The following is a 20,731-nucleotide window of genomic DNA, read 5'->3' on the forward strand; positions in this document are numbered from 1 at the left end:
GGCGGCGAAGGCCGATGATGTGGCGCCCTTCCGTTCAGGCCGCCCACCATGATCGATGCCGCCCGCCACCGCCCCCTGCTGCCGCTCGCCTGGGATGCGGCGGCGGCTGAGGCCACGATCGAAGCGATCGTGGCGGATGCGCTCGCCGCCTTCGATCCCGACGGCTTCTGGCCGGCCCATCCCCAGGACGACGGCGTCGAGGATGGCGAGGCCAGCCTCTATTGCGGCGCCGCCGGCATGATCTGGGCGCTCGACTATCTCGCGCGGGTCGGCGCCACCACGGCGCGGTCCGACTTCAGCGCCGTGCTGCCGCGCCTGCTGGCGGCCAACACGGCGGCCTTCGCCCGCATGAACTATGCCGCCCATGGCTCGCTCTTGTTCGGCGACATGGGCGCGGCGCTGGTGGCCATGCGTATCGCGCCCTCCCCCGCCACCGCCGACCTCGTTTTCGCCCGCGCCGAGGCCAACACCGCCTTGCCGATCCGCGAGCTGATGTGGGGCCTGCCCGGCTCCCTGCTGGTCGCGCTGCACATGGACGCCCTGACCGGCGAGCCGCGCTGGCGCCGGCTGTTCGAGGCCCAGGCCGCCCGCCTCATCGACGCGCTCGAGGACACGCCCGACGGCCGGCTCTGGACCCAGGACCTCTATGGCCAGCACCGGCAATGGCTCGGCCCCGTGCACGGCTTCGCCGGCAACATGATCCCGCTGATGCGCGGCTGGCATTGGCTGAACGCGGCGCAGCAGGCAACCGTGGCCGAGGCCGCGACGCGCACGCTGGCCTTGACCGCGCTGACCTCGGAGCACGACGCCACCTGGCCGCCGCAAACCCGGCCGACCCGCCCCGTCAGCCTCTGCCAGCACTGCCACGGCGCGCCCGGCATGGTGACCAGTTTCGCCGCCGCGCCCTTCGCCTCTGCCGAACTGGACGCGCTGATGGCGGCCGGCGGCGCCTTCACCTGGGCCGCCGGCCCGCTCGCCAAGGGCTCCAACCTCTGCCACGGCACCGGCGGCAACGGCTATGCCTTCCTCAGGCTTTACGAGCGGACGGGAGAGGAGCTGTGGCTCGATCGGGCCAGGGTGTTCGCGATGAACGCGATCGGGCAGTGGCGGGAAGCGCGGGAGGCGGTGGGGCGCGGACGGTATTCGTTGTGGACGGGGGATGTCGGGTTGGCGGTGTATTTGTGGGATTGCGGGAGGGGTGTGGGGGCGTTTCCGGTGGTGGATGTGGTTTAGGGGGCGGTTATCAGGCCCCAAGGCGCGGGGCGGCGCCGCGCCAAAATCCGACCGGCAATCCTAGGCAAATTTTCTTCCTGAAATTGCCAGCTGCGGGTTCACGGACCGAATCTGACCTGGTACGATTGATCTCGACGCACTCTGACTTGGCCTGCCGATTTCCAGAGTAACATTCTTGGAGCAGCAGTGGCTGACCGCAAAATAACCCGTCCAAGTTCTGCCGGTGATCAGGTGACGTCACTGGCGGTCTGTTATCGCGACCAGGGGCCTTGTCATCTCCTCAAGCCGACATCGGCCAGGTAGCCGCGATGGACATCGTCGATCACAAGACCCGCTCGCGAATGATGAGCGGGATCCGCGGCAAGAATACCAGACCTGAAGTCGCCGTTCGCCGCGTCGCCCACGCACTTGGTTATCGCTTCCGCCTTCACCGGCGTGATCTGCCGGGCAGCCCCGACCTTGTCTTTCCCGGCCGACGCAAAGTCGTCTTCGTCCATGGATGCTACTGGCATCGGCACCCCGGTTGCAGGTTTGCCTATTTTCCCAAATCCAACATCGAATTCTGGACGCGAAAATTCGAAAACAATGTCAGGCGCGACGCTGACAGCTTGACGCAGTTGCGCGAACTGGGGTGGGACCCACTCATAATCTGGGAATGCGAGTCTGGTGATTCGGAAACCGTAGCCGCACGCCTGTCGGCTCACCTTGGGCGAAGTGACGACCGATGAAGATCAACGCGATTGCGCGACAAGAAAAGCTGGCGAGGCTGCGGGCAGGAGGCCGTCCGAGGGTGCTCGAGTTGTGCTCCGGCTGTGGAGGGCTGTCCCTTGGACTGGCCGCTGCTGGCTTCGATCTCGTCGCACATGTCGAAGCCGACGAAACGGCTGCCGCCAGCTATGCACTGAACTTTCAGGCGCCCTCGCCCGACCACCGGCAGGCCTGGGCGCAGGCGCGTGACATGATCGCCTCGGATCCCGCATCGTTCGCCTCCGACATCGGCCTGGAAGGCGGAATTTCCGACCATTTCGACGTGCTGGCCGCCGGCCTGCCATGTCAGGCATTCGCCAGAATCGGGCGTTCCAAACTTCGCTCGGTTACCGGAGACGATGAAGCGTTCAAGAACGACTCGCGCGCTAAGCTCTACCAGCGCTTCCTTCAATATGTCGAAGCGGTTCAGCCGACGGCGATCCTGATCGAGAACGTTCCCGACATTCTGAATTTCGGCGGCCACAACGTTCCCGAGGAAATTTGCGAGACACTTGAAGAGCTCGGCTATCGCACACGCTACACCCTCCTGAATGCGGCGTTCTACGGCGTCCCCCAGATGCGCGAACGGCTGTTCCTGATCGCCATCGATCAGTCCCTCGGCGTGGATCCCAGCTTCCCAATGCCTACGCATGCCGCCAAGCTGCCGTCTGGTTATGTGAGCGCCAGAACCGTCGCGCTCAAGCACGTCCCAGCAAACGGCTCACGCTTCCATCCTATCCCAGTAGCCGGCGAGGATCTTCCCGTTGCTGTCACAGTCAAAGCCGCGCTCTCAGGCCTGCCAAGGATCACCGAGCATTTCAGCGCCCCCTCCAGCATGAGACGACGCAAGACGACTGACGAACTCCCTTACATCAGTTGCCGCGACGCGAATACTTATTCGACGACGATGCGCAACTGGCCGGGTCTCCCCAGGATGGAGACGGGCACGGACGGTCATGTTGTTCGTCTGACACCTCGCGATTTCCCGATCTTCGGCCGCATGAAACATGGCGGTGACTACCCTCATGCTTGCCAAGTCGCACAGGCCCTGTTTCAGGAACGCCTTGCTCAACAGTCGCCGCAGTTGCTCGAAGGCAGCGATGCCTATGAAGAGCTACGCAAGGCATGTATCCCACCTTACGATCCAGGCAAATTCCCCAACAAGTGGTGGAAACTCGACCCTGCCATGCCGTCGCGCACGCTGACGGCGCACATGGGCAAGGATACCTACTCGCATATCCACTGGGACAGCACGCAAAAGCGGACTGTGTCTGTCAGGGAGGCCGCCCGGCTTCAGTCCTTCCCCGACGGTTTCAGGTTTGCTGGAGCTATGAACGCAGCGTTCCGCCAAATTGGCAATGCGGTCCCGCCGCTTCTGGGCAAAGCAGTTGCGCAAGCACTTAAGCAGCAAATCGATGCTGGGATCGCTTCAATTGCTGCCACAACTGACCTCGAAGCCGCCTGATCGCATGGAAGTCACCGCAATCGCACCGGAAGAGAATTACGATCACGCTCCGCCCGCCGCGAGCGCAATGCTAGAGTCCTTGCGCGGCATCGGATATTCTCCTGCCGCAGCGATAGCCGACCTGATCGACAACAGCATTGCGGCCGGCGCGACGCGCGTGCGGATTGATTTTGAATGGCGCGGTCCTGCCTCGATCGTCCGCATCAGCGATAACGGTCGCGGAATGGATCAGAAGGCGCTGGTTGAAGCGATGCGGCCTGCCGGACGACATCCGCTCGTACCGCGGGGGCCCAACGACCTTGGCCGCTTTGGGCTGGGCCTCAAGACCGCGTCCCTCTCCCAGGGCAGTCTGCTCGCCGTCGCATCGTGTGTCGAGGGTGGTGAGATCGAGGCGCGCTACTGGGACTTGACACATGTCGCCCGCGTCGATGCTTGGCAGCTCCTGCGAGGCATGCCTGCCGAGATTGCGAGTGATGGCGATTTGCTTTGCGATCGACCGCACGGCACGGTGGTTATCATCGCGCGCCTCGATCGTATGCTCGGGCGCGAACTGACAGGCGATGCTACTGATCGGCAGCGTTTCTATTCACTCGCCCAAGCTGTGGAACGACACCTATCGATGACCTTCCACCGCTATCTGGAGGGAAACAGCCCGCGTCTGATTATTACCTTCAACGGCGACGACGATGCGCAACGTGTAATCCCCTGGGATCCGTTCATCTCAAAGCACAAGGCGACCTCTCCGACGCCGGTCGAGACGATAAGGCACAGTGGCGGCGCAATAGAGGTGCAAGGATTCGTGCTGCCGCATCGCGACCGGCTGAGCAGCGCGGAATTCGGCAAGGCTGAAGGCCCCGCAGGCTGGCAGGCGCACGAAGGTTTTTTCGTCTATCGTGGCGAGCGACTGCTTGTACCGGGCGGTTGGCTTGGCCTGGGCCCAGGCCGTGGCTGGGCGCAGAATGGCATCCACCGCCTCGCTCGAATCAGGCTCGACCTTCCGACCAGTGGTGATCAGGATTGGAAGGTCGATATCCGCAAGTCGATTGCAATCCCACCTCCTTCGCTGCGCAAGCGCCTGCAGGTGCTAGCAGAGAGTGTCAGGCATGATGCGCGCGAGATCTTTGCGCAGCGTGCAGGTACGAGTAAGCGCAAGCAGCGAGAACAACTGGTTCGAGCCTGGGCACCGGTACATACCAGCCGCGGTGTGTCCTATCGGGTAGACAGAACGCACCCTTCTGTCCGTCATGCGCTTGATTCGGTGGGTGAAAAGCGGCGAATCATCGAGGAAATGCTCGCCGTCATCGAAGCGACTGTACCGGTCCAGAGGATCTGGATCGATGTTAGCGAGACAGTCGACTCCACCGCACCCAAATCAGGGCCAATGCTCTCGACCGACGAAGCTGCGGCACTGTCGTCCCTTTACCAGCACATGCGGACCGGGCTGAGGTTGGGCGCCGACGAGGCCCGCGCACGACTGATGACGCTTGAACCCTTCTCGTCCTACCCTGAGGCCATCAGGAAGCTGCCGGACGAGGTTCCGAGCTGACATGGCCGTCAATCCCGATTTTCAGCTCGAACTCGTCCAGATGGCTCAGCTCAGGCTCTCTCAGCGCGCCATCGACGTTCCGTTGTCGCGCGAAGAGATCGGCGCCACGCTTGACCGCCTTCTCGCCGCGTTTCCCGAGTGGCGCGATGAAACGTCGCTCGACGCCGCGATCGCGCAGCTCTCAACGATCTTCAGCACTTTCATCGGGGAGGAATCAGTTCTTCGCGCGAACGACGGCCACGTGCCGTGGCTCAACGAGCGCCGCGACGAGATTCGCTGGAAATTCTGGGAGAGGTACAGAAGTTACCTGATCCGGCGACAGCTGCCACAGCCGGCGATCAACTCGCTCAACCGCATCACCGATCGCATTCTCGATTTATGCGGAAACCCGGAGCAGGAGGGGAAGTTCGACCGGCGCGGGATGGTTGTCGGCGAGGTGCAGTCAGGGAAAACCGGCAACTATACCGGTCTCATCTGTAAGGCGACCGACGCCGGTTACAAGGTCATCATCGTTCTGACCGGCCTCAACAATAATCTGCGCAGCCAAACTCAGATCCGGCTTGACGAAGGCTTTATTGGCAAGATCAGCGTGCCGATCGGTGAGAAGAGCTCACGCGTCATTGGCTCCGGTCAGATCGACCCCTCGGCAATTGTCGACTGGGCGACCAACCGTACAGAAAAGGGCGATTTCAACTGGAAGACGATGTCGCAGTTTGGCGTCCATCCAGGCGGCCGCCCGCTGTTGCTCGTTGTCAAGAAAAACGGCAGCGTGCTCGACGGCGTGCTGGAATGGATCCGTCTCACGGCCAACTCCATTGACCAGGGGCGGCCCCGCTTCACAGGCATGCCGCTTCTAGTAATCGACGATGAGGCGGACAATGCGTCCGTCGATACGCGCCAACAAACTTTCACGGGCGGCGTTGCGGATGCCGACCACAAGCCAACCGCGATCAATGCAAAGATCCGGCAGATCGTCGGCAGCTTCGATCAGGTTTCATATGTTGGCTACACTGCAACCCCGTTTGCCAACATTTTCATTCATCCCGACGCCGAAACCGGAAAGGAATTTCAAGATCTTTTCCCCCGCGATTTCATCGCCAACATGCCAACGCCCGACAACTATATCGGCGCCTCGCGCATATTCGGGCATGCCCGCGAGGATCAGGACGGAGAGGAGGTGGCCGCCGGTCTTCCCGACCTGATCATTCCGATCGAGGACCACGCCGCGAGCCTTTTAAGGCGCGAGTCGCTGGGCTGGATGCCGCCAGTGCACAATGCCCTCCATGTGCCGAGAGTGGATGGCGAGGACGTCGTTCCGGGATCCTTGCTCACCGCGATGCGATGTTTTGCGCTTGTCGTCGCGGCGCGGCGCGAACGCGGCCAGAGCCGCGAGCACAACAGCATGCTCATCCACGTCACCCGTTTCCAGGCGGTCCAAAAGCGCGTGATCGCGCAAGTCCAAGAAATGCTCGATACGCTGACCAATGGCGTGCGCTACGGCGGCGAGACAGGGCTCTCGCCTTTCAGGGCCTTGTGGGAGAGCGAGTTCGAGCCGGTTACGCGCAACCTTGGCCTCGAAGACTGTCCGCCGGTTGCTTGGGAGCAGTTAGAGGCGGCGTTACGGGCCACGATCAGTTCGATCAGCGTGCGCGAGATCAATGGCAGTTCGGCAGACGTTCTCGACTACGACCTGAACAAAGACCGAGGCCTCAATGTCATCGCGGTCGGCGGCGACAAGCTTGCCCGTGGACTGACGCTTGAAGGGCTATCGATTACCTATTTTTTGCGCGGATCGACCATGTACGACACGCTTATGCAGATGGGTCGTTGGTTCGGCTATCGACCAGGCTATCTCGATCTGTGCAGGCTGTTCACGACACAGGATCACGTCGACTGGTACGGCCACATCGCGCAGGCCAGTGACGAGCTTCGCCGCGAGTTCGACCGGATGGAAGCGATCGGCTCCGACCCGACCCAGTTCGGCTTACGTGTCCGCAACCACCCCAGCCTGACTATCACATCGCGTGCCAAAATGCGGCACGGCACCGAATTGCAGGTGTCATTCGCGGGCGACATTTCAGAAACGACCGTCTTCTCCACCAACCAGCGTGTTCTCGATCAGAATCAAGCCGCTGCGTCGGGTTTTCTGGGACGGCTGGCCGATGACGGCATTATGCATATTCCCAACCCCGAACAGCGACGACCGAGCGGCCGGCCCAATCGCTGGAAAGGCTCGCACCTGTGGAGCGGTGTTCCCGTCGGACATGTGCTGTCGTTTCTCGATATGTTTTCCACGCACGAGGATGCAGCCCGAGCGAACGCACCTGTGCTCGCACGATATATCCGCCAGCAGAACCAGCGTGGCGAACTAGCCGATTGGAATGTCCTGCTGGTCGGCGGCGATGGCGAAGACAGCGCGACTTTCGGGCCGTGGAGTGTGAACTGCGTCATTCGCCAGCCAAAGGGTGGCTACGGTCCAGACCTGTCGCGTCCGAGGGTAATCAAGCCGGGCGAGCGGTTCGTTATCCGCCGCCTGCTCAACCCGCGCGACGAAGCCGTCGATCTCGAGTCCGAAGCCTATGCCGCTGCGATGGCCGATACGCTCGCAGCTCCACCCAAGCGCACTCGCAAGACGGATAAACCTCCGGAAGCGCCGTCCGGCGCCTTCCTTCGCAAGTACCGCCCCGCCACGCGCGGTCTACTATTACTTTATCCGCTGGCCTGCCGTCAGGAGATCGACGTTGATGGCCAAAAGTTCGATCACGTCTTTCTCCCGATCGGCACCGCGCCTGTTGGTCTCGGGATCAGTTTTCCGGCCAGTTTGAACGCGCAGTCCGTGAGCTATGTTGTCAACAGCATCTATGGAGCTGGAGACGACGATGATGGTGATGCATGACCGCTATTGAGGACACATGGGCGGTGTTGCGCGCCGAGCGGCGATCCGAACCGGGCTGGCATCTTCGCCGGATTCACCCCGAAGCGCCCTGTGAAATCTCTGCCGGGCTTCATCAGCCCGATGGCACGCCGGGTCTTGTCGTCGAGGTGGACGCATCGGCGATATCGTCCACGGTCCGCATGCCCAAGTCAGCTGGCTTTCACGTCGACACGACGCTGCTTGGACACAGCCATACAGGGCGGGTGCGGATCGCCTTGTCGCTAGCCCATGCCGCTTATGCGGCGGTCTTCGCAGTCCTGTGTCGGGACACCGCAGGATATGCCGCAGAACAGGCAAATCAACGCTCAGCGGTTTCCAGTTTCGTAGGCCGTCTCCATGTGTGGCAGGCATTCATGGCGAAGCACGGCCCCAATGGCCTTTCCGGAGCAGCGATGATCGGACTGATGGGCGAGCTACACGTCCTCACCCATTACATTGCACCACTTCTCGGCTTTGAGCGCGCTCTCGGCACTTGGGTTGGGCCGCGGGGCGAGCCCAATGATTTCACCCTGGTGGGCGGATATTTGGAGGTTAAGGCAACTGCGCGGCAGGCGCCGAGTCGCCTTTCGATATCGAGCGCCGATCAACTTGATATCGAGCGCGGCCGGATTCTGCTCGCACATCTTCGCTTCAGCCCTTCACCCAACGGCGAAACACTGACCGAGATGGTCGAAGCTGTCCGATTGCGCCTTGTCGAAGACGCACCCCATGCGATCCCACAGTTCGCCGCGCTGCTTCTCGCCGCGGGTTATGTCGACGCGCACCGGGAGAACTATGCGCTACGCCTCGAGCCCGACGACTTGAAGCTATTCGACGTTACGGCCGATTTCCCACATATATCCCCGAGCGAACTTCGTTCCGGAGTTCTGGATTGTTCCTACGAAATCGACCTTGGCATATGCGCCCCATGGGCAGTCCCTCCGACGGCCCTTGCCTCGCTCACCCGGGTGGCTAATTGATGGTGGAGGATCGTGATCTCCCCAGATTCGCTTCAGAACTTCAGTCCGAAGTCGCGGATCGCGCGCTTGGCGACCTGGACGGGGGCGACTTCACCGAGAATGCGTTTGTCGACGTCATCGCCGAGCATCTCGCCGACATCGGGATGATCGAGAACCCGGTGACCTGCCATTTCTCTGGCAAGGCCGGGACTGGCCACGTCAAGGTGAACGGCTACGCAGTTCCTGATGATGGCGAGCGAATTGATATACTGGTCGCCATCTTCAACGCCACTGAAATTCCGTCGACGATCTCGACGTCGGAAGTGGCACGCGTTGCAGGTCAAGGTGCACGTGCCCTAGTCGCGGCCAGTCGAAGCATCCACCTCGAACTCGAAACGGCGAGCGATCGCTTCGCCATGATGCAGCGCATGTCTGAGCTTCTTGCCGCGGGCACTAGACAGGCCCGTGTCATTGTCATCACGGATGGTCTAACGGCCACGCGGACGCTCAATGCAGCGACGGTAGCAGGCGTCGATACGACGTTCGAGATTTACGACCTCCGCCGCCTGATGCGAACGATGCGCTCGGGCCAGACCCGCGAGGTTATCGACATCGACTTAGCGTCGCTTGGTATGCCGCCAATTCCATGTGTTGCCATGCCGGCGGGCGCAGAGCCCTATGAAACCCATCTCGCCATTTTCTCGGGCAATACGCTTTACGAACTCTATGAGGCTTACGGGCCGCGTATTCTGGAATTCAACGTTCGGGCGTTTCTCCAGGCAACGGGAAAGGTCAACCGTGGCATCCGAGATACTATTCGCGACCAGCCAGGCCACTTCATGGCATATAACAACGGCATCTCGGTTACGGCGGATGAAGTGCGCACAGCTGTGGTGGACGGCTCGACCGTAATCATCGGCTTCAGGGGCATGCAGATCGTTAATGGCGGCCAGACGACCGCTTCGATTCATCGTGCCCGCAAGCGCGACCGCCTCGATCTGTCCCGAGTTCACGTGCCTGCAAAGATCACCCGCCTGCGACCCGAGAACGTGGAGGAGATGGTTCCTCAGATCTCTCGCTACGCCAACACGCAGAACGTCATCCAGGAAGCAGACTTCTCATCCAACGAGCCGTTCCACATCGCAATGGAGAGACTATCGAAAGATATCTGGGCGCCGGGCGAACGCACACGCTGGTTCTACGAACGATCACGCGGACAGTATCAAACCGCGTTAAGCAGCGAGGGAACGAGCGAAACGCGCGCGCGCGCGTTCCGCGAAAGAACCCCACCCGCAAACCGGATTATGAAAACCGACCTGGCCCGCTACCTCAACAGCTGGAGCCGGCTGCCGCACGTCGTCAGCGGTGGCGTACAGAAGAACTTCATCGCCTACATGCGGCGTATGCGGGACAGCCGCGGCAACAAATGGGAGCCAGATGAGGCCTTCTATCGCGATGCGATCGCACAGGCGATCGTATTCCTCGCGGCACAGCGTATCGTCCGACGCGAAGGCTTTCCGGCATACCGCATCAATATCGCCACCTACCTCGTTTCCTACTTGTCGCACCGGACCGGTGGCAGATTGCGGCTCGACGTAGTCTGGCAGCGCCAATCGCTGAGCGAAGAACTGGAGGCGCTGATGCGCGCATGGTCGCATGCCGTGGATCGGCAGATTCAATCCAGCGCCGTGGGTCGGAATGTCACAGAATGGACAAAGAAGGAGGCGTGCTGGACTGCCGTTCGGCAGCTAAACCTGCCGATTGAAGGCGCGCTACCGGCCGAGTGGGGCAGCGACGATCGGTCCACCTCTACAGAAGAGTCCTCGTCGCAGGATGATCACGCCTCGTCCGCCGCGTGCATGCGCCTGTCGGCAGAGCAATGGTTTGCGATTCATCTCTGGGGCACGCGGACCGGTCACCTCGCCAAGTGGCAAAGCGGTATCGCCCACACGTTTAGCAGCTACGCGGGCAATGGATGGGAACGGGCACCAACCGCCAAACAGGCCAAACATGGCGTACGGATTCTTGAGATCGCCGCCGAACAAGGTTTCAACAGCGGGTCAGCTGGACCGGAGATGTAAGACCCGCCATCACTATTCTCAGTTAGACGCGGCGTTCTTCTCCTGAAGACGCCGAAGGATGTGGATATCATCTGCGTCCTTGGGAAGACCATAGGCGTTTAGGACGATCTCGTTCAGGCGCTGCATTGCCGGCAACCCATCACTCACGCGATGCGCCTCCTTCCAGCTTCCTGCCGGCTGGCTGCCGAGCGCACGTGCTATGTGCTGCCCGATCTCCCACGCTAGCTCGCCCACGATGGACGGCGCGCCGTCCGCAACCAGAGCCGGCAGACTGCCCTCCTGGTCGACAATGCGAAATGGTTCGGCAAGTGGAAAGCCGCCAAAGGTATTGGCAACAGAGAATCGGGCCATCCAGCTGCTTGCGGCCGGCAGTGTTGCGCGCGCCCAGACCGCGAAAACGCGAGAGCGGAACAGTGCAGGCACAGCCAGATCGCCATCAATGATGAAGAGGTCCTGGACCGGCACCTCATCGTCTCGCATTTCGAGCAGAATGATCGGGACGCTGCCATCAACCATCGCATAGCGCTGGAAGCCGCGTGACGGTGGCGTCCAGCATTTGATCAGATCCCGAGATCGTTTCATTGGTCGAAAATCCGGAAACTTCTTGCCATGCGACGATATCAGTGAAAGCAACCTTCGGGCCGCCGGATCAGACCCGAGGACATAGTCCCGCACGAGAAGATGATCGTTGTCGTGCTCGCCATAGGGCCTTGTAGCTGAGCGCAGGGGGCGCGCGTTCCGGCGCGCCGCAGCGCGTTCTGCTGCGGGCAGACCATCGAGCCATTCGGACAGAAGATCATAACTGACGCGAACAACATCGCGCTGATCGATGCCACGCGTAGCTAAGCGTCGATTGATCTCGTGGGAACGGATCGGCCCGATATCGATTTCATCGGGGAGGGTGATCGCTTCATCCGCTGCTTCGGAAAGCTGTCGCAGCGTCGAGCTGTCAGTGTATCGCGCTATTCTCCAGCCAAGCCGGTGCGCCTGCTCAACAGCATCCAGCGATGGCGCCTCTCCCGTCACGGTAAGGTTGAACTTGTCGCCGAATTCATGGCCGATGGTAAATGCACCGGCATATTCAGGAGCTCGCAGCACCTGTATCACCTGATCCGGAACATAGGCTATTTGTTCCATCCGCGACGCGGCTCCGAACGCCCGCTTGTTTCGGCGACCAAGAATTGGCGCAAGTACCCGACCCGCGAATTCAGGGAACCGATTTTCACGCCTACGCCCCTCAACGATCAACTGCGTATCGTAGCTGAAGCTATCGACTTCTTCCGGATTGATACGGACCGAAAATAGGACGGCAGGATCGCTTCTTTTTGGATCGCCTGCGACCCAGCTGGCCTCTGACCCGAGACGCAGGTCGCCCGGTTCATCAAACAGCGATTCCTTGTCGCCCGGGCGAGGAGTGACGCCGACCGACAGAATGGGGATGAGCTCCTCCGGTCGCCGTTCAAGCAATTCGCGCCGAACGATTGGCGACTGCGCCACTGATATGGCGAGCTGAAGAACGTCAGAAATACGCCGATCAAATGAACGCTTAGCTTTCCCCCACCAAAATGGCGATCGTGCGACAGCTGTGTCCAGTATTGCATGAATCACCGGTGTCCGGCCCCATCGCATGCCGCGATCATCGAACAGCGTCGATGGCCGCAGCTCCGGCAATGCAGGCGCAAGCAGGATGAGCGCGCCTGATTGCGCCTGTCGCTCAAGAAAACGCTCAAGGTCAGGGGGAAGATAGGCGGAACCTTTCTCGTCCTCTCCGAGAACCAATGCGATGACGGTCCTCGCGCGGCCTTCCACGGGAATAGACACCGTGGTTCGGGACGCCAAGACTATTTCCCATCCTTCGTCACCTGGACGGATGTCACGCTCCGTCGCGGATCGAAGGTGGTTGACGACATCTCGGGCGCGTTTTCCCACTGCGATGACGAGCACCGGCATACCTTCCCGGTATACGGAGCTTGAAGCAGCGGTCGGAGCGATATCTCCTTTCGGCAAGGCCTTCGCCGCCAGCGTGACCGTCGCACGATCGGGCATGGAGGCCAAAGAGGCGCCGAGAAGCGCCGCAAGCCGCGCTACGGGCGCGATCGTACCCATGACCGCCTCCCTCGATAGAGCAGCAGCGACCGCGAGAGCCTCTGGCAAATCGAATGTCAGGACATCTGGGTTTGCCTCGATAAGACTGACGGCCTGAAACAACGCATCATCTTGTTGCTTATCGGCTAGCGCTTGTCGAAGGGCAACTTCAGCCTGCTGGCGCACAAACTGTCGCCGCCAGCTCCGCGCATGCGAATCACCAAATCTCTGCCGGACGAAACCATGGGCAGCCAGCGCTAAATCGGCGACTTCCTTGCGGCCCGCATGGACTGCGAGATCAAGAAGACTGAGGGGGGCCCTCGCTTCGACGTCCGGGTGAAAGGGCGTCAGCTCAGCCCAGAGCTGCTCAGGCGTTCCAACATAGGCCGCGTCATTCCAAAGGAACACGTCACGCCAAGCTTCGCCGACCTCGACCGCAACAGATTCTCCATGGGGAAGCCGCCGCTGATCATCAACATCGACCGGCTCGAAGGCCTGGATCGTGCCGTGGTGATCGCCGGATATCGAGCAGCGGGCGACATAGAGCGTGTTTGCGCCTTCGCTCTGACCGTAGAGCGGCATGGCAAAGCCATGCCCGGCGCACCGGTAATATCCGATCAGGCGGAGGCTTAGCGGTTTGTCGCTCATAGCTGGTGACATGCGGCGAGATGTTCACGCACCAGCGCGTTGATTTCGTTATGAAAGTCGGCCGGCGCGCGGTTCGCGCGCCATTGGTACGTTTCCCAGGCAATCCCGGCAGCCGTCAATCTGTCAATCATGTCGGTGTTAGGGCCATGCGGGTCCTCAAGAAATTGATAGGGAAAAATGGCGAATTTTACTTCGCTCAGCGAAACATGCCGACTATAAGCGACTTCGATAGCTGATGCTCGCCGATCAGGCCGATTGCTTCCGACCGACGCTAGGCTGGATATCTTGGCAAATGTTTTCGCACCCGCGTCCCAATCTGGTATATTCTTCGCGAAATCGGGCTTCAGCTTCCCGTCATAGTAGTCGGCCGGTGTCCCGAACGCCCACTCGATATGATCGTTGACCGCCTGCAAGGTCTCTTCGAGTGCATAATCTTCGAGAAATACGGCAGGGCTTGCACCTTCGTCGAACACGCCTTCTAGAGCGCCGCCAGTATCGAACGGGTAGACATGATAAGGTGCGCCTATATTCTCAGTACTGACCAGAAAAACAAGCGGGAAAAAATCCAGGATGTCGTTCTTTCTATCCGCGTCGCGCAATTTGTATGCGGGTCTCATGGCGAAGAAGTAGATGAGATTCTCACTCAGAACTTTGCAGGCCCGGGTCTCAATCTGTCCGGCCCGGATGATCTCGCGCCCAATCCCGACGGCCGTGACATGGATTAGGTAGAAGTTCCTTGGCGCGGCATTCGCACGACCTCGCAGGGAGAAGTTCGCATCGCCGCTTGTTCGTCGCCTTAGTACTGCCACGCAATCCGTTCCCTAGACACCAGCCATTGGCGTGATCAGTCATCTGCGAGAAACGGTTGTGGTGTCAATCGCGGTTCGCGTGGGCGGGGAATGTGGGCCGCGAGGGTCGGGCGTTCCGGCCTCGGGCTGGAAGGCGAAAGGCCCCTCACTCGCCGGCTCCGCCGCCCCCGAGGTCGAGGATTGGTTGCGTTCGCCTAGCCGCCCGTGCGATTCGGCCGCGGGTCGATCAGGACCGGCTGTGCCGCCGGTGGCGGCGCAAAGGCCTCACTTCCCCCCCCATCTCGACCTCGCCGCCGATCTCGGCCATCCTCTCGGCCTTATCGCCCCTCGCCGGCCCACCGCGCCGCCGCCCTCCCCCTCATCCCTGGACACCGCACGCCGGAGCCGTTGAACCGTCTGGAACTGCTGGAGCAGGAGCTCTACGTGCTGCTCGATGGCGGGCGCGTGATGCGATGAGCCTCAGCCAGTTGGACGGCTTTCTGGCCGCCATCGTGATCTGTCCCGAAAAGATCGAGGCGAATGTGTGGATGCCGATGGTCTGGGGGGCTCCGCCCGGGGACAAGGAGCGGATCTTCGACGACGAGGGGCAGGCCGAGAGGCTGTTCCGGCTGGTGCTGGAGCATTGCAACGGCACGGCGGCGCTGCTGGAGCAGCAGCGCGAGGCCTATGAGCCGATCATCGATACCGACGAGCCGAGCGGCGAGATCCTATGGGAGGTCTGGATCGACGGTTTCGAGACGGCGATGATGCTGAGGCCGGAGGCCTGGCGGCCGCTCATCGAAGCCGATGTCGATGCGAGCTATGCGCTCAACGTCCTGATCACGCTCGCCGATATCAACCAGCGCCGGGCGGCGCCGGGGGTGAAGGTCGAAGCCCTGACGGAGGAGGCACCGGTGCTCATTCCAGGATTGGTCAGGTCGATCCATGCGTGGCGGCAGGCCCAGCGGGGTGCGGGTGAGAGCCGGGCGAAGGTGAAGCCCCGCGCCGCCAAGCCCGGGCGCAATGATGCTTGTCCGTGTGGCTCGGGGAAGAAATACAAGCGGTGTTGCGGGCTGAATTGAGGGGATGGGGTGGAGTGCGCGGCTGTCCTCACCCGGCGCCTGACGGCGCCACCCTCTCCCGCGCTGCGGGAGAGGGTTACGCGCGAGGCGGTTGCGCCTCCCTCCTCCCCCTCAATCGTCCAGTGCCTGGCAGAACCGGTAATTCTCGCCATCGAGTGTCAGGCTGCGCTGCGACAGCACGCGGATGGCGCGGGTGATCGCGGGCTGGTCGGTGGCGGCGGCGTCCTCGCCCTCGCGGCAGGTGGCTTCATAGGCGCCGGGGCGGCCGGCGACGGCGCGCACGGTGCAGGCCATGCGGTTGGTCGAGATGCCGCGGGTGTCGATGTTGAACACCTCGGTGGCGGCGTCCTGGTGGCCGCAGCGCACGGTAGCGGGGAGATAGAGGCCGGGCTCCAGCGGCAGGGCGGCGTCGGCCGCGAGCGCCGGGGCGGCCAGGATCGGCCAGGCCAGGATCGCTCCCGTCAGCATCGACCCTGCCAGCATCGGGCCGAGGGCGAGACGCGGGAGGCCGGCGCGGGCCGCGATCGAAAGGCCGGAGCCGGCGCGGCGCGCGGCGGCGGGCCCGGCGGCCGGCTCGGCGGGCAGATCTCGGGTCATCGGCGTCTCCTGGCCTTCAACGGAACATGGCCCTGATGGTGCCGCGCCCGCCCGCCCCGGCCAAGGCCGCGGGCGGCACGGCTGCCGCGCGGACCGACCGCGGACGGCCATTCCGGCGGGTTGGCGGCAAAAATGAGCCGGATCGGGCCCGAACAGCGGCCGAAACGGCCGTCTGTGCCCCATTGGCCACAGCGTCGGGCGAAACACTTTGAAGCTGTCGCGCCACGGAACCGCCACGCAATCCCCGCGTTGTCCGCACATTCCGGGTTCCAGATCCGGTCATGTCGCGGGGCATGGTACGCGCCGCGCCGGGCCGCTTCCGGGTCCACGGGGAAAGGCTCAGCCGAGGGTATTTCGCCACAGTGCCGCCGGCTTTCGTATTGAGGTTACAGAAGGGACGACATCATGAAGAAGCTTCTCCTCGCGGGCACGGCTCTCGCAGCCCTCGCCTCCGGCGCCCAGGCCGCCGATCTCGGCGTCCGGCGCGTCGAGGTGCCTCAGGCGATCATCGCGGTTCCCGCCTTCACCTGGACCGGCTTCTATGTCGGCGCGCATATCGGGTGGGCCGGCGCGCGCTCGAACTATACCGATCCGTCGCTGACCGCCTTCAGCAGCGGCCTGAGCACCAACGGCGTGTTCGGCGGCGTTCAGGCCGGCTATAACTGGCAGATCAACCAGTTCGTCCTCGGTGTCGAGGGTGACGTTTCGCTCGCCAGCAACAGCAAGACGGTGTTCGCCGATCCGGCCGGCGCCTTCGCCGGCGACGCGCGCCGCTCGTCGACGCCGTTCCTCGGCTCGCTGCGCCTGCGCGCCGGCTATGCCTTCGACCGCGTGCTGATCTACGCCACCGGCGGTCTCGGCTTCGCCACCTTCAACGACCGCTATTCGTCGATCGCCGTTCCGGCGCTCAATATCGCGAGCAACTCCACCCGCGTCGGCTATACCGTCGGTGGCGGCGTCGAATATGCCTTCACCCCGAACTGGACCGCCAAGGTCGAATATCTCTATTACGGCTTCGGCGATCGTACCAACGTCTTCGTTCCGGGCGACCGCGTCAGCCAGAACATCCACACCGTCAAGCTCGGCGTGAACTATCTGTTCAACACCGGCGGCGGTTCGGTGTTCGGCCGTTATTGATCGCTTCACCCCGCGGTGAATGCCTTGAGCGGGCCGCCTTCGGGCGGCCCGTTTGCTTTTGGGCGAATGGCGAATGGAGCGCGCGGCGCGCGCGGCCCGGCCGCCCGCCATTTTGGGGTCGCGCGGCGGGCACCGGGCTGCTAGAAGGCCCCGGCCTGGGCTGTCCCGGCCAAAAACCCATTCCCCATCACGCCCACCCCATCCTGCAGGACAGGCTCGTCTCGCCTATGCCCCGTCTCGCCGCCCCGGACCCGACCTCATGAGCTATGCGGTCAAGGAGATCTTCCTGACGCTGCAGGGCGAGGGCGCGCAGGCCGGCCGCGCGGCGGTGTTCTGCCGCTTTTCCGGCTGCAACCTGTGGTCCGGCCGCGAGGAAGACCGGGCGAGCGCCCAGTGCCGCTTCTGCGACACCGATTTCGTCGGCATGGACGGCACCCGCGGCGGCCGCTACGGCACCGCCCAGGCGCTGGCCGCGGCGGTCGCGGCGGAATGGCGCGGCGCGCGCGAGCGGCGCTTCTGCGTGCTGACCGGCGGCGAGCCGTTGTTGCAGGTGGACGAAGCCTTGATCGGCGCCTTGCATGCCGAGGGCTTCACCATCGCGGTGGAGACCAACGGCACGATCGAGGCCCCCGCCGGGCTCGACTGGATCTGCGTCAGCCCCAAGGCCGGCACCACGCTGAAACAACGCCGCGGCGACGAGCTGAAACTGGTGTTCCCACAGCCGGACGCCATGCCCGAAAGCTTTGCCGGGCTGGATTTCGGCTTCTTCTGCCTGCAGCCGATGGACGGGCCGGAGGCCGCCGCGAATATGCGCGCGGCGGTGGCCTATTGCCTGGACCATCCGCAATGGCGGCTCAGCGTGCAGACGCATAAGGCAATCGGGATCAGGTAGGCGAGTGGCGAGTGGCGAGTGGCGAGTGGGGCGTCATGCGCCACGGGCCGCCGTCACCCCAAAAAGCTCAACGCGATCAACCCTCTCCCAGACGGAGAGGGTGGCCGCGGCAGCGGCCGGGTGAGGGGACGTCCCTCTCCGGACATGGCCATGTGCGCGACGCGCACCGGCATCAGGTCTGAACGCCCACGCCCCTCACCCGGCGCCTGACGGCGCCCCCCTCTCCCTCTGGGAGAGGGTTGTTGGCGCTCGGCGCATCATGCCCTATTCGTCATTCGCCATTCGCCCCTTGACACCGTCCCTTCCCCGCCCCACGCTTAACCCTATGGTTAAGTTATCCGACGCGGCTCTCGACCGCACCTTTTCAGCGCTTGCCGATCCGACCCGCCGGGCCTTGCTCGCCCGCATGGAACAGGCCGACGGCCTGTCGGTGTCGGAGCTCGCCCGGCCCTTCCCGGTGTCGCTGCCGGCGATCATGAAACATCTCGACGTGCTCTCCGACGCGGGCCTGATCAGCCGGGAGAAGACCGGCCGCACCGTCGCCTGCCGGCTCACCCCCGGCCCGATGGAGGAGGCCATGGCCTGGCTCGCCCGCTACGAGCGCTTCTGGTCCGAAGGCCTCGACCGGTTGGCGGCCCTGCTCGACCAGGACGAGATTCCACCCGGCCGGACCGGCGAGGTGGCGTGATGATCGGCACACCCAGCCTGACCTTGCGCCGCCATTTCAAGGCGCCCCCGCCCAAGGTGTGGGCTGCCTTCACCGATCCAACCGTGCTGGTGCGCTGGTGGGGTCCGCACGGCACCGTCGGCGCAAGCGCCGAACTCGACATCCGGGTCGGCGGCCGGTTCCATGTCATCAGCCGCATGGCCGATGGTGAGCGCCACCAGATCGGCGGCCTCTATCGCGAGGTCGCCCCGCCGGAACGGCTGGTCTTCACCTGGGCCTGGCATTCTACGCCGGAGCGGGAATCGCTGGTCACCGTGACCCTGTCGCCGGATGGCAGCGGCACGCTTCTGACCCTGACCCATGAGCAGTTCCATGACGAAGCCGCGCGCGACCGCCACCATCACGGCTGGAGCGCGGCGCTGGACAGGATGGCGGGAGTGCTGGACGGCGAATAGGCCATGATGCCCAAGTCGCGTGAACCTTCGCGCTTACGAGAGAGGGGTCGCGCGTCTCGCATCATGGCCTGCTCGCCATCGGCCGTTCGCCTCTTCCCCCGCCCCGCCCGACGCCGCCATGCGCAAAGCCCCCGGGTACTTTGCACAAAATGAGACGACATCGACCCGACTCCATGGCAGCCTTCCGCGAGCCGGGCGTCCAATGCTCCGGCGTGTCGAAGGTCTGGACATGCTGGCACGGGGCGCATCGCCTGATGACGAAGGCGAACTGATCGACCGGATTTATGAAGCAGCGGCCGTGCCTGAGCTGTGGCCGCGCACGCTCGATACGCTGGCGACGCTCGCCGATTGCCGCGCCGCGGTGCTGATCGCCACGGATGGCGCCGAGGTCAATGGCTGGATCGGCAATCCCCTGATCGCGGAAGCCATGGATATCTATACGCGTGACGGCTGGGGCGCGCGCAATCCCCTGTCGGACCGGGCGATCGCCCGTGGCCTGCCGGACTTCATCGGCGAATATGACGTGTTCGACGAAGCCGAACTCGAGGGTTCGCGTTTCTACCTTGAATTCATGCGGCCGAACGGCCTGGCCTGGACCGCCGGCACGGTGATTTCCGGTCCGACCGACACCCATATCACCGTCTCCGTGCATCGGCCTTATGTGATGGGCCCGGTGGCGCGCGACCGGATGGAGCGGCTGACCAACCTTCGGCCGCATATCGCGCGCGCCGCCTTCCTGGCGGCCCGGCTCAGGCTGGAACAGGCGCGCGCCGCGGTGCAGGCGCTGTCGGCGATCGGCCTGCCGGCCGCGGCCCTTTCCGCCGAGGGCCGGCTGAAGGTCGCCAACGACCTGTTCCAGACGCTGCTGCCCGATGTCGCGCGCGACTGGCGCGAGCGGTTGAAATTCAACGACCGGGAGGCCGACAAGCTGTTCGGCCTGGGGCTGCAGGCGCTGCGTTCCGGCGTCTCGGGCCTGACCTTCCCGGTGCCGGCGGGGCCCGACATGGCGCCCATGGTGGTGCACCTGGTGCCGGTCGCGGGAGCCGCCAATGACATTTTCTCGTCGACCCGCTGGCTGCTGGTCTGCGCCCCCGTCGCCCGCGCCGGCCGGATCGAATCGGGCGTCCTGCAGGGCCTGTTCGATCTCACCGCCGCCGAAGCGCGGGTCGCCAAGGGCCTGGCCTCGGGCGATACGCTCGACGGCATCGCCACCCGCCACGGCCTCGGCCGCGAAACCATCCGCAGCCAGTTGAAAGGCGTCATGGCCAAGACCGGCACGCGCCGCCAGGCCGACCTGGTGCGGTTGCTCGTCGGCACGGCGAGTTGGGGGAAGTAGCGAGGGGCGAATAGCGAATGGGGAGTGGCGAATGGGGCATGATGCGAAACATGCAGCGCCCCGCCGCTCTCCGATGAGGCACTCGTAACCCCGCCGACG

The 20,731-nt window shown here is 63.3% G+C and carries 16 protein-coding genes; 13 read left to right on the forward strand and 3 right to left on the reverse strand.

The window, feature by feature from the left end; all coding sequences use genetic code 11:
- The first annotated feature begins 48 nt into the window (after positions 1–48).
- The 7 genes from AC07WJ_RS19545 (at position 49) to AC07WJ_RS19575 (ending at position 10,945) form a co-directional block, all read left to right on the forward strand.
- Positions 49–1,233: a lanthionine synthetase C family protein gene (locus AC07WJ_RS19545; protein ID WP_494936307.1), complete on the forward strand. Its 1,185-nt coding sequence runs from the start codon at positions 49–51 to the stop codon at positions 1,231–1,233.
- A gap of 344 nt (positions 1,234–1,577) precedes the next feature.
- Positions 1,578–1,961, forward strand: a complete 384-nt coding sequence (locus AC07WJ_RS19550; RefSeq protein ID WP_494936817.1) for a very short patch repair endonuclease — start codon at positions 1,578–1,580, stop codon at positions 1,959–1,961.
- Positions 1,958–3,445, forward strand: a complete 1,488-nt coding sequence (locus AC07WJ_RS19555; RefSeq protein ID WP_494936308.1) for a DNA cytosine methyltransferase — start codon at positions 1,958–1,960, stop codon at positions 3,443–3,445. Before AC07WJ_RS19550 ends, AC07WJ_RS19555 begins: the two co-directional genes overlap by 4 nt.
- The gene (locus AC07WJ_RS19560; RefSeq protein ID WP_494936309.1) at positions 3,396–4,991 is read left to right on the forward strand and encodes an ATP-binding protein; all 1,596 of its coding nucleotides are present in this window, start codon (positions 3,396–3,398) and stop codon (positions 4,989–4,991) included. Before AC07WJ_RS19555 ends, AC07WJ_RS19560 begins: the two co-directional genes overlap by 50 nt.
- 1 nt (position 4,992) lies before the next feature.
- Positions 4,993–7,887, forward strand: coding sequence for a Z1 domain-containing protein (locus AC07WJ_RS19565; protein ID WP_494936310.1), 2,895 nt, complete (start codon positions 4,993–4,995; stop codon positions 7,885–7,887).
- On the forward strand, positions 7,884–8,885 hold the full coding sequence (locus AC07WJ_RS19570) for a PD-(D/E)XK motif protein (RefSeq protein WP_494936311.1): 1,002 nt from the start codon (positions 7,884–7,886) through the stop codon (positions 8,883–8,885). Before AC07WJ_RS19565 ends, AC07WJ_RS19570 begins: the two co-directional genes overlap by 4 nt.
- Positions 8,885–10,945 carry an AIPR family protein gene (locus AC07WJ_RS19575; protein ID WP_494936312.1) on the forward strand — a complete coding sequence of 687 codons (2,061 nt, stop codon included), beginning with the start codon at positions 8,885–8,887 and terminating at the stop codon, positions 10,943–10,945. Before AC07WJ_RS19570 ends, AC07WJ_RS19575 begins: the two co-directional genes overlap by 1 nt.
- 18 nt (positions 10,946–10,963) lie before the next feature.
- Here the strand turns inward: AC07WJ_RS19575 and AC07WJ_RS19580 are convergent, their stop codons facing one another.
- Positions 10,964–13,678 (reverse strand): hypothetical protein, encoded by a 2,715-nt coding sequence (locus AC07WJ_RS19580; protein ID WP_494936313.1) that lies wholly within the window; start codon positions 13,676–13,678, stop codon positions 10,964–10,966.
- Positions 13,675–14,487 (reverse strand): hypothetical protein, encoded by an 813-nt coding sequence (locus tag AC07WJ_RS19585; RefSeq protein WP_494936314.1) that lies wholly within the window; start codon positions 14,485–14,487, stop codon positions 13,675–13,677. The genes AC07WJ_RS19580 and AC07WJ_RS19585 overlap by 4 nt, the downstream gene beginning before the upstream one ends.
- 452 nt (positions 14,488–14,939) lie before the next feature.
- Here AC07WJ_RS19585 and AC07WJ_RS19590 point away from each other — a divergent pair, with 452 nt between their 5' ends.
- On the forward strand, positions 14,940–15,548 hold the full coding sequence (locus AC07WJ_RS19590; protein WP_494936315.1) for a UPF0149 family protein: 609 nt from the start codon (positions 14,940–14,942) through the stop codon (positions 15,546–15,548).
- Positions 15,549–15,659: 111 nt separating this feature from the next.
- Here the strand turns inward: AC07WJ_RS19590 and AC07WJ_RS19595 are convergent, their stop codons facing one another.
- Positions 15,660–16,145: a hypothetical protein gene (locus tag AC07WJ_RS19595; protein ID WP_494936316.1), complete on the reverse strand. Its 486-nt coding sequence runs from the start codon at positions 16,143–16,145 to the stop codon at positions 15,660–15,662.
- Positions 16,146–16,550: 405 nt separating this feature from the next.
- Between AC07WJ_RS19595 and AC07WJ_RS19600 the strand changes: the two genes are divergently transcribed.
- From AC07WJ_RS19600 to AC07WJ_RS19620, 5 genes are all read left to right on the forward strand, one after another.
- Positions 16,551–17,282 (forward strand): outer membrane protein, encoded by a 732-nt coding sequence (locus AC07WJ_RS19600; protein ID WP_494936317.1) that lies wholly within the window; start codon positions 16,551–16,553, stop codon positions 17,280–17,282.
- A gap of 259 nt (positions 17,283–17,541) precedes the next feature.
- Positions 17,542–18,174 carry a 7-carboxy-7-deazaguanine synthase gene (gene queE / locus AC07WJ_RS19605; protein ID WP_494936318.1) on the forward strand — a complete coding sequence of 211 codons (633 nt, stop codon included), beginning with the start codon at positions 17,542–17,544 and terminating at the stop codon, positions 18,172–18,174.
- 325 nt (positions 18,175–18,499) lie between these two features.
- On the forward strand, positions 18,500–18,862 hold the full coding sequence (locus AC07WJ_RS19610; RefSeq protein ID WP_494936319.1) for an ArsR/SmtB family transcription factor: 363 nt from the start codon (positions 18,500–18,502) through the stop codon (positions 18,860–18,862).
- Positions 18,862–19,296: an SRPBCC family protein gene (locus AC07WJ_RS19615; protein ID WP_494936320.1), complete on the forward strand. Its 435-nt coding sequence runs from the start codon at positions 18,862–18,864 to the stop codon at positions 19,294–19,296. The genes AC07WJ_RS19610 and AC07WJ_RS19615 overlap by 1 nt, the downstream gene beginning before the upstream one ends.
- A 229-nt stretch (positions 19,297–19,525) precedes the next feature.
- Entirely contained in the window at positions 19,526–20,632 is a 1,107-nt protein-coding gene (locus AC07WJ_RS19620; RefSeq protein WP_494936321.1) for a helix-turn-helix transcriptional regulator, read from the forward strand.
- Positions 20,633–20,731: the final 99 nt, after the last annotated feature.

Source organism: Phreatobacter sp. GW821-FHT04C01, from assembly GCF_059420385.1.